This is a genomic window from Embleya sp. L77 (genome assembly GCF_055557415.1).
Map to the genome: position 1 here is coordinate 5409597 of NZ_CM145709.1, position 16469 is coordinate 5426065.

At 72.0% G+C, this 16469-nt stretch carries 15 protein-coding genes; 9 read left to right on the top strand and 6 right to left on the bottom strand.

From position 1 onward, the window contains the following. Positions 1-287: 287 nt before the first annotated feature. Both ACZOOI_RS23170 and ACZOOI_RS23175 read left to right on the top strand, forming a co-directional pair. Positions 288-698, top strand: a complete 411-nt coding sequence (locus tag ACZOOI_RS23170; RefSeq protein ID WP_465277610.1) for a Zn-ribbon domain-containing OB-fold protein — start codon at positions 288-290, stop codon at positions 696-698. A 485-nt stretch (positions 699-1183) separates the two neighbouring features. Further along, on the top strand, positions 1184-1471 hold the full coding sequence (locus ACZOOI_RS23175; RefSeq protein WP_465277611.1) for a hypothetical protein: 288 nt from the start codon (positions 1184-1186) through the stop codon (positions 1469-1471). Between the two features lie 50 nt (positions 1472-1521). Here the strand turns inward: ACZOOI_RS23175 and ACZOOI_RS23180 are convergent, their stop codons facing one another. Then, positions 1522-1917 (bottom strand): hypothetical protein, encoded by a 396-nt coding sequence (locus tag ACZOOI_RS23180; protein ID WP_465277612.1) that lies wholly within the window; start codon positions 1915-1917, stop codon positions 1522-1524. A gap of 274 nt (positions 1918-2191) precedes the next feature. On the opposite strand from ACZOOI_RS23180, the gene ACZOOI_RS23185 reads away from it, so the two are divergent. Further along, positions 2192-2515: a chorismate mutase gene (locus ACZOOI_RS23185; protein ID WP_465277613.1), complete on the top strand. Its 324-nt coding sequence runs from the start codon at positions 2192-2194 to the stop codon at positions 2513-2515. Between the two features lie 202 nt (positions 2516-2717). Next, the gene (locus ACZOOI_RS23190; protein WP_465277614.1) at positions 2718-3191 is read left to right on the top strand and encodes a chaplin; all 474 of its coding nucleotides are present in this window, start codon (positions 2718-2720) and stop codon (positions 3189-3191) included. 119 nt (positions 3192-3310) lie between these two features. On the opposite strand, the gene ACZOOI_RS23195 is transcribed toward ACZOOI_RS23190, so the two are convergent. After that, the gene (locus tag ACZOOI_RS23195) at positions 3311-3892 is read right to left on the bottom strand and encodes a hypothetical protein (RefSeq protein ID WP_465277615.1); all 582 of its coding nucleotides are present in this window, start codon (positions 3890-3892) and stop codon (positions 3311-3313) included. Between the two features lie 258 nt (positions 3893-4150). Here ACZOOI_RS23195 and idi point away from each other — a divergent pair, with 258 nt between their 5' ends. Continuing rightward, complete coding sequence (gene idi / locus ACZOOI_RS23200; protein WP_465277616.1) at positions 4151-4702, top strand: isopentenyl-diphosphate Delta-isomerase; 552 nt, start codon at positions 4151-4153, stop codon at positions 4700-4702. A 75-nt stretch (positions 4703-4777) separates the two neighbouring features. On the opposite strand, the gene ACZOOI_RS23205 is transcribed toward idi, so the two are convergent. The 3 genes from ACZOOI_RS23205 to ACZOOI_RS23215 all read right to left on the bottom strand — a co-directional run bounded on the left by ACZOOI_RS23205 (position 4778) and on the right by ACZOOI_RS23215 (position 8362). Further along, entirely contained in the window at positions 4778-5314 is a 537-nt protein-coding gene (locus tag ACZOOI_RS23205; protein WP_465277617.1) for a hypothetical protein, read from the bottom strand. Beyond that, complete coding sequence (locus ACZOOI_RS23210) at positions 5251-5778, bottom strand: hypothetical protein (RefSeq protein ID WP_465277618.1); 528 nt, start codon at positions 5776-5778, stop codon at positions 5251-5253. The genes ACZOOI_RS23205 and ACZOOI_RS23210 overlap by 64 nt, the downstream gene beginning before the upstream one ends. 208 nt (positions 5779-5986) lie before the next feature. Continuing rightward, complete coding sequence (locus ACZOOI_RS23215; RefSeq protein ID WP_465277619.1) at positions 5987-8362, bottom strand: transketolase-like TK C-terminal-containing protein; 2376 nt, start codon at positions 8360-8362, stop codon at positions 5987-5989. Between the two features lie 186 nt (positions 8363-8548). On the opposite strand from ACZOOI_RS23215, the gene ACZOOI_RS23220 reads away from it, so the two are divergent. Then, positions 8549-10948 (top strand): DUF8189 domain-containing protein, encoded by a 2400-nt coding sequence (locus tag ACZOOI_RS23220; protein WP_465277620.1) that lies wholly within the window; start codon positions 8549-8551, stop codon positions 10946-10948. A 321-nt stretch (positions 10949-11269) separates the two neighbouring features. Here ACZOOI_RS23220 and ACZOOI_RS23225 read toward each other — a convergent pair whose 3' ends face one another. Then, the gene (locus ACZOOI_RS23225) at positions 11270-11698 is read right to left on the bottom strand and encodes an SRPBCC family protein (protein ID WP_465277621.1); all 429 of its coding nucleotides are present in this window, start codon (positions 11696-11698) and stop codon (positions 11270-11272) included. A 247-nt stretch (positions 11699-11945) separates the two neighbouring features. Between ACZOOI_RS23225 and ACZOOI_RS23230 the strand changes: the two genes are divergently transcribed. The 3 genes from ACZOOI_RS23230 to ACZOOI_RS23240 all read left to right on the top strand — a co-directional run bounded on the left by ACZOOI_RS23230 (position 11946) and on the right by ACZOOI_RS23240 (position 15579). Further along, on the top strand, positions 11946-12905 hold the full coding sequence (locus ACZOOI_RS23230) for a M48 family metalloprotease (RefSeq protein WP_465277622.1): 960 nt from the start codon (positions 11946-11948) through the stop codon (positions 12903-12905). A 270-nt stretch (positions 12906-13175) separates the two neighbouring features. Continuing rightward, entirely contained in the window at positions 13176-14717 is a 1542-nt protein-coding gene (locus ACZOOI_RS23235) for a class I adenylate-forming enzyme family protein (protein WP_465277623.1), read from the top strand. A 10-nt stretch (positions 14718-14727) separates the two neighbouring features. Beyond that, positions 14728-15579, top strand: coding sequence for an aldose epimerase family protein (locus ACZOOI_RS23240; protein ID WP_465277624.1), 852 nt, complete (start codon positions 14728-14730; stop codon positions 15577-15579). Positions 15580-16469: the final 890 nt, after the last annotated feature.

Consider the following 16469-nt stretch of genomic DNA (forward strand, 5'->3'; position numbering starts at 1 on the left):
GCCCTCATCGCGCAACCTCTCTGCCGTGCGTCCCCACCCCGAGCCCGCGCGGAACGATTACGCGCCGTGGCGGATCACTTGCGCTACCCATCCTGCGCCAATCACGCAAGCGCTGTCCCCGACTTGGCCGAGAAGTCCTGTCGACGTCCTCCCCACGGGGGGTGCGAGCGGCGAACGGGAACCGGGTCGCGGCCGATTCGGCAACCGCGTGCTTGGTGCGCGAGCATGCAGCGACGCTCGTTTCGAACATCGACGGGCCGGAGCAAGTACGACCGAACGGAAAGGCCGTGACACCCGTGTTGGGACCGCAGATCGGTGTACCCGTGACCCCCGCCGCGTCGATGCGGGTGCCCCCGGAATCGGGGGAGTTGCGCTATCAGCGTTGCAGCGCGTGCGAGACGGCGAACTTCGCCCCCACCGAGATGTGCCGCGGCTGCTCGTCGCGCGCGTTGCAGTGGGCCACCAGCGCCGGGCGCGGCAGCGTGTACAGCTGGACCGTGGTGCGCCGGCCCGCCGCGCGCGAAGTCGGCGACCCGTACGCGGTGGCGATCGTGGACCTGGACGAGGGCTATCGCATGCTCACCAATCTGGTCGAGGTGGAACCGACCGAGATCCACTCGGGCATGCGGGTACGGGTGGACCTGCGGCCGACGGGCGAGGAGCGGGTGTTGCCGTTCTTCACGCCCGATCGGGGCTGACACCGCGATCGGAGCCCGTCGATCGCAGCCGAACCGCCGGCCGGGGTCGGAAGCCCCGGCCGAGATCGAACTCCCGCCCGGATGCGAACACTTGGTCGGGGCCCGCCGCGGCGCGGCGGCCGGCCCGCGGCGGCCGCCCGTGGTGGCCGGAGGCGATGCCGCCCGGAGTGGACCGCGCGGCCGTCCCCCGCGTTCGACGCAGGTGTCACGGCGGCATTACGCAGGGTGGCGGGGGCAGGCGCGGCAGCAGCGCTCCATGACGAGCGTCATCCGGACGGTCGCGGTGCCCAGGCGCCTGAGCAGTTCCAGTCGGGCGATGCCCCCGCATGGGGGTGCGGTAAGTGTCACGTCGCCGATCATATACCCCATGGGGGTAGGTGCCGGTTAGGATTCGATTCCGGTGGGATTGCGGCTTCGACGCGATCACCTGGGGTAATCGGTCGGACAGGGCCCGTCCGGGGTCGCAAGCACGACGAGGAGGCGCGATGACCACCACCGCTATCGCCGCATTGGTCACGCTGTGCGTCGGTCTGGTCGGTTGCCTGTGGCTGCTCACCCGGGGGCGCCGCGCCGAGCGGATGACCGCCGCGGTGCTGATGTGCATGTTCGCGGCGCTGGCGCTGGTGTTCTACTCGATCGGCCAGGGGGGCATGGGCGCGCTGGACGCGGCCCTGATGCTCGGCGTCGCGGCCCCGGCGGGCACGCTGATGGTCGCGGCACGCGGGCGCGGGCTCAGCCGGGTGACCGGCAGCCGCAACCACCGGGCCCGCTGACCGGTGTCGTCACCCATGCCTGGACCGGGCCCGGGTCGAACGAGGTGCGGTCAGGTCTTGCCGCCGCGCCGCAACAGGAAGGTCACGCACAGCCAGACCAGCGTGGTGGTGCAGCCCATGATGATCAGCGCGAACGCGATCACCAGCAGGTAGACGCCGGACGTGGTGGCCAGGGCCGCGAAGACCGCCGCGCACAGCACCACCACCAGCAGCACGTGCCAGGTGCCGGAGAGCGTCGGTCGACGCAGCCCGCGGCGGGCCCGCTTCGAGGCCGGCATCGAGCCCGCGCCCGGAACGACACGGCCGCGTGCGCCGGTCCGTCGGCGGTTGCGGGAAGGGCGCATGGTACGCAGCGCGAGATCCAGTTCCTGGTCCTTGCGCAGTTCGTACTCGATCTCCTCCAGCATCCGCCGCTCGCTCGGCGTCAGACGCACTTCCTCCATCATGTCGCTCGCCCCCTACCGCAGCCCCGGCCGCATCCCCTTGAGCACCGCCGAACGATCGTTGCGCCGGAGCAGGGACAGCCGACGGCGCGGACCGTACTCAGAGGGTCCCCCGCAGGTGGCGATGTGACACCTGGCAGAACGAGAGATGACAGGTGGTGACATTTCCCCCGATCACGCGATGAGGCGACGACGGCGAGCGCCTCGGGAGGCTCGCCCGCGGCTCCGGAACGCCGTCCGTTCGCCGGTGTGACGTCGCCGGGTAGGGTCACCCGTTATGGCCAACGGAACCACTGACGAAACGTCGGGCGAGGCGCCCGACAAGCCCGCCGAGCTGCTCGACCTGCGGGACAGCATCGACAACATCGACGCCGCCCTGATCCATCTGCTGGCCGAGCGGTTCAAGTGCACCAAGCGGGTGGGCGTGCTCAAGGCCGAGCACAAGCTGCCGCCGGCCGATCCGGCCCGCGAGGCGGTGCAGATCCGTCGCCTGCGCGCACTGGCCGAGAGCGCCAAGCTGGACCCCGATTTCGCGGAGAAGTTCCTCAACTTCCTGGTCGCCGAGGTGATTCACCATCACGAGGCAATCGCCCGCGCGTGATCGAGCGACACCCGGCTCGTTGAGCCGATTGCGTGCGGTGCCCGGATTCCCCCGTCGGTAGCGCGTTTCGACCTCTCGTCACGCGCGGGTTGCTACGTACGGGGGAAGTTCGCGCGCCCCCCGTCACCGGTCCGCCCCCTCGGGCGTTGGACGTCCCGGAACTTCGGTTCCACCGTCTATCGATCGATGGGAATAACTACCAGTGAACAAGCTCACCAAGGGTGCGGTCGTCACCGCCGCCATTCTCGGCGGTTCGGTTGCGATGGGGGGCCAGGCGTTCGCGTCGGCCGAGGCGGACGGCGCCGCCGTGGACTCGCCCGGCGTGCTCTCCGGCAACAACATCCAGGTGCCGGTGCACATTCCGATCAACGTGTGCGGCAACAGCGTCAACATCATCGCGGCGCTGAACCCGACCTTCGGCAACACCTGCATCAACGCCGACGGTAGCGACCACGTCACCCCGACGCCCCATGGGCACCCGGGCAACCCCACGCCGCCGCACCACGCTCCCCCGGTCGACGACTGTCCGCCCGAGCTCCCGCCGCCGCCGCACCACGCGCCGAGCGACGACTGCGGCCCGGAGGAGCAGTCGCACCACGCCCGGGGCGGCGACTCCGCGGCGCCGGCCGACTTCCTTGCCGGTGCGGCGAACATGGCCGGTGCGATGATGGGCTGAACGCCCACCACCGTTTGTGCCTCGGCCCCGGAACATCTCCCACGTGTTCCGGGGCCGAGGTCTGTCCGGGCTGCGCGACCGGGATCCGGACCGGCACCGGGACCCGTGCGCCGGGCGGGTCAGGCGTGTACGCGATCGCGCAGCCTGCGCGGCGCGGGCTTGGGCTTGGGCGGCTTGCCGAAGGCCTCGAACACGCCCACCACCGCGATCACCAGGGAGATCGCGGTGATCGCGCCGAGTGCGCCGAAGAATCCGGTCAGCGCCTCGGTCCGCTCCGCGTCGCCGGTGATCAGGATCAGCAGGCCCAGCAGCGCACCGGCGATCGCCATCGCGCCCAGCGTGCGGGCGAACTCGGTCGCCTCGTAGCGGACCCGGTCCATGCCGCGCCTCGGCGGTCGCCACGGCAGCGGTCCGCCGAGGAAGTGATAGCCCACCCGCTGGTCCACCCACCGGATCGCCCGGTGACCGAACATCACGGTGGTCCCGATGTACAACGCGGCGATCCCGTGCCGCGCCCCGGCGGTGGCGCCGCCGCGCAGGTCCACCACGGCGACCACGAGCAGGATCACCTCCAGCAGCGGCGTGCCGTACAGGAACACGTTGCTCAGCCGACGGCGACGCAGTGCGTAGCGGCTCAGCAGGCCCAGGGCGATCAACACCCAAAAGCCCACCTCGCAGGCCACGATCATGGCGACGACCACGGCGATCTCCTCCTCGGGAGTGGGAGCGGGAGCGGGCGCCCGGCCGGACGCCCCGGTGGGACGAGGGCGCCGGCGAACGGACCCCCACCAGCCTGTCCCGCGCAGGCCGCCGGGGGATCGTCGGCAGGTGGGATTCCGCCGTACAGACAACGATGTAGTGGGCCGGACAACGATGGGGCGGGCGTCGGCGCGGTATCGCGGACCCGTGACTCGCCCGCCGGATACTGTGCAGGCAATGCCGAACAGCAGGGAGAGCACATGGCGCAGGAGCAGCCGGACGGTCGGGTCATGGTCGAGTTGGTGGACCCACAAGGGAACACGATCGGCCTCGCGGAGAAACTGGAGGCTCACCAGCCGCCGGGCCAACTGCACCGCGCGTTCTCGGTCTTCCTCCTCGACGACGAGGGCCGGGTGTTGATGCAGCGTCGGGCGCTGACGAAGTATCACTCGCCGGGCCGATGGTCCAACACGTGTTGCAGCCACCCCTTCCCGGGCGAAGAGCCCAGGGAGGCGGTGCTGCGCAGACTGACCGAGGAGCTGGGCGTCAAGCCCACCGTGCTCGAATCGGCCGGCCTGGTGACCTACGACGTCACCGACGAGGTCTCGGGCCTGGTCGAGAAGGAGTTCAATCACCTCTTCGTCGGCCTGGCCGGTGACGACCTCGGGCTCAACCCGGAGGAGGTCGACGACGTCGCGTACGTGCCGTTGGCCGAGCTGGACGCGTGGCTGGCCGCGCACGAACACACCGCGTGGCTGAGCGCGGTGCTCGACCCGGTTCGGGAACCGCTCGCGGCGCTCGCCGCACGCTGAGCACACCGCACGCCGAGCACACCGCGAAGGGCGGGTCCGGATCCCGGACCCGCCCTTCGCGCGTCGTGCCGGCGCTCAGACCTGCGGCGGCTTCGTGCCCTGTTCCGGCCAACTCGGGGCGGGCACCGGGACCAGCGTGCCGCGATCCGGCTTGGGCGCCGGCGCGCCGAAGAGGTACTCCGTGCGCAGATGCCGAACCGCGCCGGTGGCCACGCCCTTGTCCACCACCGTCGTGCTCACCTCCGAGTACGCGGGCAGGTGCGTGGCCGGGTCGAGCCAGAACACCGCGCGCACCGGCGAACCGCTCTGCCGACCGAAGTTCTCGATCTGGTAGGGCCCCTTGGTGAAGTCGGCGACGGTGGCGCGGAACGCCTTGAGCAGCAGCTCGGTGTTCACACTCGAACCGGAGCCGCTCGGCTGCGGCTTGAGGTCCACGGTCAGCCGCAGGTAGGACTTGCCGTTCTGCTGCGCCGGTTCCACCGCCGAGGGAGTCAACCAGCCCGGCGTGGCGTCGAGTTGGCCGGCGAAGGTCTTGGCCTGCTCGGCGGTCAGCCCGGTCGGCAGGATGCCGTCACCGACGTACTTGCCCTCGCGGGCCAGTCCACGACGCACGGCCGCTTGGTGTCCGTCCACTGCTTGAGCGCGTTGTTGTAGCTCCACTCCCGGCCCGCCTCGCACGAGGCGCGCTTGACCGGCGCGTCCGCGGCGACCTGGTACGCGCGGTCGGTGAACGCCGCCTTGCCGGCGGCGTCGTACCAGGACCACAGGTCCTCGCGGACCGTCTGCTCCTTGGCGGTGTCACCGGTCGAGGTCCGCACCCCGTGGTACTCGACCACCTGCTGCGTGGTGGTCGCGGCCAGCAGCGCGGCCCAGACCGCCTTCGGATCCTGGTCGCCCTTCCCGCCGGGCGCGGCGGCGCCGCCGGACGGCGCGCCCGTGCCGCCCGCCTTCTTGTCCTGGTCGCCCTTGTCGTTCTTGTCGCCGGAGTCGGACGAGCACCCCGTCAGGACGACGGCGGCGATCAGGCCCGCCGCCGCCCGGGTGCTCCACCGTCGTCCCATGCCCCCGCGTCGCATGCACAGCTCCTCGAATCGTCGGACGCTCCGTCAGCAGGCATACCGTACGCGTGAGCGAGCCGGGGCGGGCGGGGCGGCCGCCGGCCCCGGGTCGGCGGCCGGCGGCGGTTCGGGCGGGCGGGGGTCGGACGGCGATTCGGTCGGGCGGCGGCCCGGCCGGGCGAGGGTCCGGCCGGGCAGGCGGCGGTTCGGTCGGGTGAGGGTGCGGTCAGGCGAGCGAGAGCGCGGCCAGCGCGGCGTTGACGATCGAACCGGGCAGCAGGTCGTGCAGTTCGTACAGGTCCTCGATTCGGCCGGTCTGGCCGAACTGGTCCACACCCAGCGGCACGCTCGGCACGCCGAGCGCCGAGCCGAGCCAGGCGAGCGTGTGCGAGGACGAGTCGTGCACGGTGACCACCGGCGCCCGATGCGGGAACGCGGTGCGCAGCGCCCCCGGCGCGGACGGCGTGGTCGCGGTGCGCACCCCCTGACGCAGGGTGCGCTGCCAGGCGCCGTAGAGCCGGTCGGCCGAGGTGATGTCCACCACGTGCGCGGCGATGCCCTCGTCGCGCAGCTCGTGGGCGGCGGTCAGCACCTCGGGCAACACCGCGCCGGAGGCGGCCAGGTACACGCTCGGCGCGCCCGGCAGATCGGGCGCCTCCAGAAGCCGATACGCCCCCGCGAGCACCTGGCGGCGCAGCAGCGCGTCGCCGAGTCGGGTCCGGGCGGCCTCGAACGGCGCCTGATCGATCGGCCGGGTGGTGAGCCGGAAGTAGTAGGCGCCGTTGTCCGGTTCGACGCCGTGGTCCGGGCCGCCGGCGATCCGGCCCACCGCGTCGCACAGCAGCCAGTCCAGCGCGGTGCCGTACGCGGGCTCGATCAGCGTGGTGCCGGGCAGTTCGAGCCCGATCGACGCGGTGATCGTGGACTGGTGCGCGCCGCCCTCGGGGGCGAGCGTGACGCCGGAGGGGGTGCCGGCCACGATGAACCGCGAGCCGGAGTAGACGGCGTGGATGAACGCGTCCAGGCCGCGGCACACGAACGGGTCGTAGACCGTGCCGATCGGGATCAGCGGCTGCCCGGACAAGTCGCCCGCCAGGCCGAGCTGTTCGAGCAGCAGGAACAGGTTCATCTCGGAGATGCCCAGTTCGATGTGCTGCCCGCTCGGGCCCTCGATCCACTTCAGCGCGCCCTCGCCGGACCATGCGCGGCGATCGGTGGGCGCGAAGACGCCGGTGCGGTTGATGAAGCCGGCCAGGTTCGTGGAGGTGGCCACGTCGGGTGCGGTGGTCACCAGGTAGGGCGCCAACGCCGGGTCACGGGAGAGGTCGACCAGGACCCGGCCGAAGGTCTCCTGGGTGGAGACCGGCTTGGTCATCCGCTGACCGGTGGCGGCGGCGACCGGGACGCCGAGCGGGCCCGGCTTGGGCGCACGTGCCAGGTGTTCGCGGCGCTGCCCGGCCAGGATGCCCTCGGGGGTGGCGGCGTCGAAGCGGTCCCACTCGGTGCGCTCGGTCAGCCCGAACCCGGCGCGCAGCGTGGCGATCTGATCGGTGCTCAGCAGCGCCGAGTGGTTGCGCGGGTTGCCCGCGATCGGCAGGCCCCAGCCCTTGACGGTGTAGGCGAAGACCACGCTGGGCCGGTCGGTGACCTGGTCGCAGCGCCGGTAGGCGTCCAGCAGCGCGGCGATGTCGTGCCCGCCGAGGTCGGTGACCAGCGCGTGCAGTTCGGCGTCGGGCACGTCCGCGACGGTGTCCGCGACGTCGGCCGGGGCGCCGTCCAGGAAGTGTGCGCGCACGTCCTTGTCGGCGAGGCCGAACAGGGCCTGGTACTGCTCGTTGGGCATCGCGTCGATCCACGCCTTGAGCGCCGCACCGCCGGGTCGCTCGAACGCGGCCTGGAGCCGGCGGCCGTACTTGACCTCGACCACGTGCCAGCCGGCCGCCTCGAACTGGCCGCGCCACTGGTCGATCCGCACCCCGGGCACCACCCGGTCCAGCGACTGCCGGTTGAAGTCGACCAGCCACATCACGTTGCCCAGGCCCTGGGTGGCCGGGTCCGCGATGGCCTCCCAGATGTTGCCCTCGTCCAGCTCGGCATCGCCGAGGAGAGCGACGAAGCGGGACGCGGGGCGGGCTCCGAAGTGCGCGTCCACGTAGCGTCGGGTGGCCGCGCCGAACAGCGGGGCCGCCGCGCCCAGGCCGACCGAGCCGGTGGAGAAGTCCACCCATTCGCGGTCCGGGTCCTTGGTCCGGGAGGGGTACGACTGGAGCCCGCCCTTGGCGCGCAGCGTGGTCAGGTAGGACCGGTCCAGATTGCCGAGCAGGTACTGGATCGCGTGGAAGACCGGCGACGCGTGCGGCTTGACGCTGATCCGGTCCGGGCCGTCGAGGTGCGCGAACCACAGCGCGGTCATCGCGGACACCAGCGACGCGGAGGACGCCTGGTGGCCGCCGACCTTGATGCCGTCCGCGTTCGGCCGGTCGTGGTTGGCGGAGTCGACGATGCGCGTGGCGAGCCACAGGATCCGGCGCTGGACCGCCTCCAGGACGGGCAGGTCGATGCCGAGCGCGGCCGCGGCGTGGTCCGTGTCGCTGCGATGCATGGTTACCTCAAGATCGGTTCGGGGTGGCCGAAGCATACGGCGATCGTCTCACCATGCGATACGCGCGGCCGACCGAGGTCGCTGTCGGTGGCGGTCCATTGACAGTGCGTCCGCGTGCTGTTGGTCTGTCCCGAGCGCCGGCAGCACGTACCCGATGGACCGCCACGACGCCTGCGGAGGCATGCCATGGCCCACTCGATCGCGATACCCGGCGGACCGCCGCCGTTCGCGACGCTCAAGTCGTACGTCACCGACCACCGATCCGACACGGTCACCGTCCTGGACGTGGTCACCGGCACGGCACTCGCGACCATCGACGTGCCCGGCGCACATGGGGTGGCCGCGGTCCCGGGCGGATCCGTGTACGTCACCTCCCCGGAGCACGGCGTGATCACCGTGATCGACACCGAGATGCCGGTGGTGCTGGGCCGGATCGCCGCGGATCGCCCGCACCTGCCGGTCGTGGCACCGGACGGGAGCGCCGTCTACTTCGTGTCCCATTCGGCCGTCGACGGAGGGGGTTCGGGGTCGAGCACGGTCGAGGTGCTCAGTCCCACGTTGAACACGGTGGTGCGCAGTTATCCGTTGGCCGCTTCGGTGGCTTCGGTGGCTTCGGTGGCTTCGGTGGCGCCGTCGGCTCCGGTGGCTCCGGTTTCTTCGGTGGCGCGGTCGGCTTCGGTGGCTTCGGTTTCTTTGGTGGCGCCGTGGGCTTCGGTAACTTCGGTGACGTCGGTGGCGGTGGCTCCTGGTGGGGGCAGGGTCTATCTGGGCGTGTGCGACGTGGATGCGATCATCGGGCTGGATCTCGACACCGGTGCCACGGTCGTCGGCACGACCAAGGCGCCTCGGGGCGTGGCGTGCTCGCCGGACGGCGCGGCCGTCTACGTCGCCGGCGCGGCCGGCGTACACATCCTGGACGCGGCCACGCTGGGCTCCCTCGGCACGATCACGATCGACGGCGGCGCCACCGACGTGGTGGTCGCACCGGACGGCTCCCGGCTGTACGTGGTGCCCGGCGGCGCCCGCGACCTGCGGATCGTGGACCCGATCGCGCGCGCGGTGATCGGCAGCGTGGACATGCCGAACGCCGGGGCGGTCGCGGTCACTTCGGGGGGAACCCGTGCGGTGGTGATCGGCACGGCGGCGGGGGATGGTGTCGTCGTGTCGATGGTCGATTTGGCGGGCGACATGGCCGGTGATGTGGCCGGTGATGGGGCCGGCGACATGGCTGGTGATGCGGCCGGTGGAGGGGGCGTCGGTGCCGTTGACGTTGCGGCCGGCGATGGGAGCGGCGGTGCGGTCGGTGACGGGGCCGGGGTTACGACCGGCGACGGGGCCGGGGTTACGTCCGGCGACGGGTCCGGGGTTATGTCCGGTGTTGGGGACGGGGTTACGTCCGGTGTTGGGGCGGGCGACGCGGTTCCGTCCGTGGTACCGCTCGGGCGGCGTTCGTTTCGGCAGGCGTTCGTCGGGTCGGCGGGGGCGCTGCCGGTGGCCCGGGCGGCGAGTTGGGCCGGGCCGGCCGATCTCGGCGGCACGATCGTGGGGCCTCCCGGCATTGCGATCGATCGACACGGGCGGGCCTCGGTCTTCGTGCACGACGCCGGTGGGCACCACGTGTGGTCGCGCACCGAGCAGCCGGACGGGAAATGGACGCCGTGGGTCGACCTGGGGGAGCCGATCGACGGCGCTCCGGTCGCGGCCCGTTCCCTCGACGGACGGATCATGGTCTTCTTCCGCGCCGAGGAACACGCGCTGCGCCTGCTGCGCCGGGCCGCCGACGACGTGACCTGGCTTGCGGGGCAGACCCTCGCGGAAAATCTGGTCGGCGATCCGATCGTCGGTTTCGGTGCGTCGGGTCGGCCGGAGGTCTTCTACGAGGGCACCGACGGCGCGTTGTGGCACGTGTGGTCGGAAACCGCCGACCCGGAAGGTCGCTGGTCCGATGCCGAACGCCTCGGTGGCGGGTCGATCGCCGGGATTGCCGGCGTCCGGGACGGTGAGGGGCGGCAGGTGGTCGTGCACGTGACCACGTCGGGCCGGGTGTGGTCGATCCGGCAACAGGGGCCGGACGGCTATTGGGAGGACTTCGAGCACGCCTTCGACGGCGCGAGGGGGGACCGCGCGCCGACCCTCGCGGTGCGTGCGGACGGGCGCGTGCAGGTCGTGGTCGTCGGCAACGACGGAGCGCTGTGGGCCTCGACCCGGGGCAAGGACGGCTGGAGCGGGCCCGAGCCGCTGCCCGGTGGGGACGGCGGGGCCGGCGGCACCGGTGGGGCCGGTGAGGACGGCAGCACCGGTGGGGACGTCGGCGGCGTCGGCGGGGTGCGGGCCATCGGCGCGGGTGATGGTCGGGTTGTGGTCGTCGTCGGCGGCACTGACGGCCGGTTGTGGGTCAGGGATCAGACCGGGCCGGAGGACGACGGGTGGAACGAGTTCGTCTCACTCGCCGCGGGCTCGGCGAGCGGCCCGGTGCCGGTGCCGGTGTCCGAGCCGGTGCCGGTGCTCGACGGGAGCGGATGCCTGCGGGTCGCCTGGCGCGCGGCGGACGAGGGGGTGCGGGTGGTGGGCCAGGCTCGGATGTGACGCCTGCTCGGGCGCTCCCGACTCCCGGGGCGGGAGTGCCCGAGGGGCCGTCCCGGGCGGGTCCGGGGCGGGGCGGGCGAGGCACGGCGCGGCGGAGCAAGGCGGGGTGGGACGGCCTGGTTTGAGGGATCCCGGTGGGCCGGTCGGGGCCGGCCGGGATCATGCGGGAGCTGCTGCCGGGAACTGCCGGGACGAGCGTCGGCCGAGGTGGGGTCACCTCCGCCCGAGGCGGGCCCGCCGGGACGGGCCCGCCATCCACCGGGACGTGGGCCAGTCCGGACTTGCCGGACGTGGACCCGCCGGGATGCGCCGGGGCACGCCCTACGCGAAGCGCTCCTGCAAGGCGGTCAGGCCCGCGCCGTAGGTGCCGTCGGCGAACACCGCGTCGATGGTCTCCACCAGGTCGTCGTCGGCCTCGTAGGTGGCCGACCAGACCACTTCGCTGCCGTCCGGGTGCGGGTGCACCACGAGGGAGCCGACGTAGTCGCTCACCGCCAACGGCGCCTGGATCAGGCGATATGTCATTCGGTGCGCGTCAGCGTCGTGGCTGAGCAGCTCCTCGCGCGAGATCACGTCACCGTCGATTGCGAACGCCCGTACCGCACCCGGGGTATTGGCGTCGCCGCCGCCCTCGATCGTGCTGGGCGGCACCACCGGGTGCCAGTCGCCCAGGGCGCCGAAGTCGCCGATTACCGCCCAGACCTTGTCCGGTGTGGCAGCGATCACAGCAGAACGTGAGATCTCGTGCATGAAGGCACTCCCAAGGGTTCGAAATTACGCGCGTGGAGATGGGACGATGCAATTCGATTCGGTTTCCACACCGATTCGATCCGGGTTCGCATCGGGTCCGCAATACCACCGGGTGGTTGGTATCCGCCGAATAAATCACCCGCCCGATGTGGCCTGTCTCCTGGACGCGGAAACCACTTGGCGCCTAGAACCGTTGCAGGGCCGAACGGGCACGGCGGTGACGAGGCCAGAAAGGGGCGGCGAGGACGTGTTGTACGGACTTGTGCTGACGGCTTTCGCGGCGGCCATCCTGGTGACCGCCCCCCGCGTCCTGCGCCGGGCCGAACGCAGCGGCTTCAGCCCGCGCCACGTGCAACGTGCCTGGCGGGCCGCCGCCGGCGGCGTACTCGCCTCGTTCGCGCTGGCCGTGCCGGTCTACACGCCCGACCTGTGGATCGCCCCGATGCGGGCGGCCGGCTTCGACCCGCGGATCGGCATGCCGCACGTGCCGCTGGTCGTGCAGATCGTGGTCGCCGTGCTGGCGCTGGTGGTCCTCGCGCTCGGCTGGCGCCGGGGCGCGGGCGCCACCCGCGACTACCGACGGGCGCTGCGCGTGCAATTGGACCGGCTGGAGAACTGCGCGCCGCTCCTGGACGAGGAGGCCGGCGGTCGACCGCGTCTGGTGATCGTCGAGGACGAGGCGCCGCGCCTGGTGCTGCTGCCGTCCCGGCCACCGCGCGTGGAGGCCACCACGCGGGCCCTGGACCTGCTTCGCCCGGAGGAACTGAACGCGGTGCTCACCCACATGGCGGGGCACCTGCGCCGGCGCGACGCACAGTGGATGGTCTGTGCCGAGACGCTGGCCGACGCCTATCCGACGCTGCGGTTCTTCGGTGAATGGGCCGACCACGCGGCGGAACTGTCGGAGAAGGCGGCGGACGCGGACGTGCGCGGCTCGATCGCCCGGGTCAACCTGCGCCGGGCGATCGTCAAGCTGTCCGGGCCCGGGCAGGCGGGCGGGCCGTTCTGTCCCTGCTTCGCGTGGCCGCAACAGCGCCAGGAGGAGCTCACGGTGCATCAGGTGCAGGCGACCGCACACCCCGAGTTGGCCGTCGCCGGCGTCCGGGTGGGCGCACCGGTTGCCTCCGCCGGGCTGCGGCTGCTGACCGCGGCGGCGCTGCTGGTGCCTTCGGCGATCGTGGTGTCGCCTCATTTTCTGTACTTGTGAGGCGGGTGCGCCTGTGCCGCCTGTGCCAATCTGTGCGAGCTTGCGACTTGTGTGATCCCTGAGGCATGTGTGGCCTCTGCGGCATGTGTGGCCTGTGCGCAGTATCCGTCTCGGCCGGGGAAGCCGGAACTGGTGTGCTGGTCGGGCTGGTGCGAGGGTTGAAGTGCGGGTGCGGGTGCGGGTGCCGGCCGGGCCCGGCGTTGGTGCTCTGTCGGGTCGCGACCGTTCCTGATAGGTATTCGGGACGGGCGGGGCGAGGAGGGCACGACGGTGACACATACGAGCCTCTGGGCGGCCATCGAGGCGCGGGCGGCCCGGTCGCCCGACGGTGAACTGCTGGTCGACGAGCGCGGCCGACGGCTGACCCACCGCGATTTCCGGGACGCGGCCGAGGCCACCGCGGCGTTCCTGCACACTCAGGGTCTCGGCGCGGGCGACACGGTCACCTGGCAGTTGCCCACCCGGCTCGAATCCGTCGTCCTGGTCGGCGCGCTGTCCCGGCTCGGCGTGATCCAGAACCCGGTGATGCCCGTCCAGCGCGAACGCGAACTCGTCTTCGTCACCCGGCAGACCGGCGCCTCGATGCTGATCGTGCCGCCGGTGTGGCGCGGCTACGACTACCCGGAACTGGCCCGCCGGGTGCGCGACCGGGTCCCGGGCCTGGAACTGCTGGTTTTGGACGACCCGCTGCCCACCGGCGACCCGGCCGTACTGCCGCCCCCGCCGGCCGTGCCCGGCACGCCCGAGGACGCCCCGGTGCGCTGGTACTTCTACACGTCCGGAACCACCGCCGACCCCAAGGGCGCCCGGCACACCGACGCGACGATCATGGCCGCGGGCGTCGGCATGGCGGACCGGATCGGCGCGAACGAGCGGGACCGGGTCGCCCTGGTCTTCCCGTTCGCGCACATCGGCGGCTGTACGACGTGGTTGACCGCGGCGCTCACCCACGGCGTCACGATGATCCTGACCGAGGCATTCCACCCCGAGGAGACGCCCGAACTGCTGCGCCGCGAGCGGGTCACGCTGGCCGGCGCGGGCACCGTCTTCCACCAGGCGTGGCTGGCCGCGCAGCGCCGCCGGCCGGCCGGCGACCCGTTGTTTCCGGAACTGCGCAGTTGCCCGGGCGGCGGCGCGCCCAAGCCGCCGGGGTTGCACCAGGAGATCAAGAACGAACTGGGCGGCGTGGGCATCCTGGCCGGATGGGGGATGACCGAGGCGCCGATCCTGACCATGGCGGGCCCGGACGACCCGGACGACGCGCTGGCCCGGGCCGAGGGCCGGCCCACCCGCGGGGTGGAGGTCGCCGTGGTCGGACCGGACGGCGCGGAGGTGCCGGTTGGCGTGGAGGGCGAGTTGCGGGTACGCGGGCCGCAGGTGATGCGCGGCTACGTGGACAAGAGGCTGGACGCCGAGGTGTTCGACGAGGTCGGGCGGGTGCGCACGGGCGACCTGGGCCGGGTGGACGAGCACGGCAACGTGTACATCACCGGGCGGCTCAAGGACGTCATCCTGCGCAAGGGCGAGACGATCAGCGCCAAGGAGGTCGAGGACCTGCTCGACGCACACCCGGCCATTGCGGAGGTCACCGTGATCGGCCTACCCGACGCCGAACGGGGTGAATTGGTGTGCGCGGTGATCGTGCCGACGGATCCGGCGATTTTGCCGGATCTGGGTACGGTGCGGGATTTCCTGGACACTCGGGAAGTGATGCGGCAGAAGTTTCCGGAGCGTATCGAGATCGTCTCCGCACTGCCGCGGAATCCGTCCGGAAAGGTGCTCAAGAAGCAGCTTCGGGAACGCTACGCGTAATCTGCCGACCATGATCGACGGCGAAGTGTGGTTGCGTTCCGAAGGTGCCGAGGCGCGGATTCTGCCGGACGCCGGGTGCCGGCTCGGCTCGCTGCGGGTGCGTGGGCTGGAACTGTTGCGGACCGAGGGCGAGCGGCCGGCCGAGTGGGGCAGTTACCCGATGGTGCCGTGGGTGGGCCGGATGGGCGACGCCCGGTTCGAATTCGACGGCGCGGTCCACGAGTTCCCGGCCGACGCGGCGCCGCATGCGCTGCACGGGCTCGGCTATCGGGGGTCCTGGAAGCAGGTGGACGGGGACACGACTTCGGCGGCTTTCGAGTTCGTGCTGACCGACCCGTGGCCGTTCGCGGGCCGAGTCGAGCAGACTTTCACCTTGATACCCGACGGGCTGATCACGGTGTTGCGGATCGAGTCGGAGGACGCGACGTTTCCCGCGCAGGCCGGCTGGCACCCGTGGTTCCGGCGGCAGTTGGCGGTCGGTGGTGAGCTGGAGCTGTCCTTCACGCCCGCGTGGCAGGAGGAGCGCGGCGCCGACTACCTGCCGACGGGACGCCGGATACCCCCGCTGCCGGGGCCTCGGGACGACTGCTACGGGACCCCCGGCGGGGTGGACGCGACGCTGGTGTGGCCGGGTGCGCTGCGGCTGCGGATGACCTCGGACTGCGACTACATGGTGGTATACGACCTGCCCCCCGAGCACGTGTGCGTGGAGCCACAAACCGGCCCACCGAACGGCCTGGTCGGCCCGACGCAGCAGCTGGTGCGGCCGGGGGATCCGCTGGTGGCGACGACGAGTTGGACGTGGGTGGGGGCGGGGACGGAGACAAAGACGGAGACAGAGACGGAGACGGAGACGGCGTAGTTCGTCGGGGAAGGGCGGGTTTCGTTGGCCGTCTGGCATCTGGCATTTGCCGTCTGCCGTCTGCCGTCTGCCGTCTGCCGTCTGGCGACTGCGACGGCCGACCGTCCGCGACCCGCGGCCCGCCCCTACTCGATTGGCAAACTGCCTGCTCAGGGCTCACCAACCCGGCAGGCCGCCCGTCCAAGGGCCGCCCGTCCGGTGTTGGCTCGCCCGGTGTTGGCTCGCCCGGCGTGGCTCGCCCTCAGCCCCGGCCCGGGCGTTGACCCGTCCGGCAGTCCACCCGCCCGGGCGCTGACTCGGCAGGCCCGCCCGTCCCGGGTGCTCGCCCGCTCACCGGCCCGCCTGCCCGGCGCTCACCCGGCAGTGCGCCTGCCTGGGCGTTCGCTCGCGAGCCGGTTCGCATGTCCGGGCGTTCGCCCGCCCCGCCCGCTCCGGCGTTCGCCCGTCCGTCGATCCGCACGTCCGGCGGCCCGCCCGGTTGTTGCCTTGGGTGGGGAGGCTGTGGGTCAGTGCTTCGGGACGGCGTGGGCTTCGGTTCGGGATCCGTGGAGTTCGCGGCGGATGACGAGGAATGGGTACACGATCATCGCCGTGATCCACAGGAGTGCGGTCGGTGGGGACCACAGGCGGTACCGCCAGGGCGAGCCGGCCGCGGAGGATGAAGTGGCCGGTTCGGAGTGCGGCTCGTCCGTCGTGTATCTGCGCCGTCCTTTCGCTGCCGGGTGTCGGCTTGTGCGAGTCGAGGTCGGCACAGGGGAGGCGGGCGGACGGGCAGTGCGGTTTCCGGAGGTTGATGTGCGGTGATTTCCCGGGTTTTGTTCGGGGGCGTCAGGGGGCGCGTCAGGGGGGCGTCAACAACGGGGTGGGGATGGTCAAGGGCGCGGTAGGGG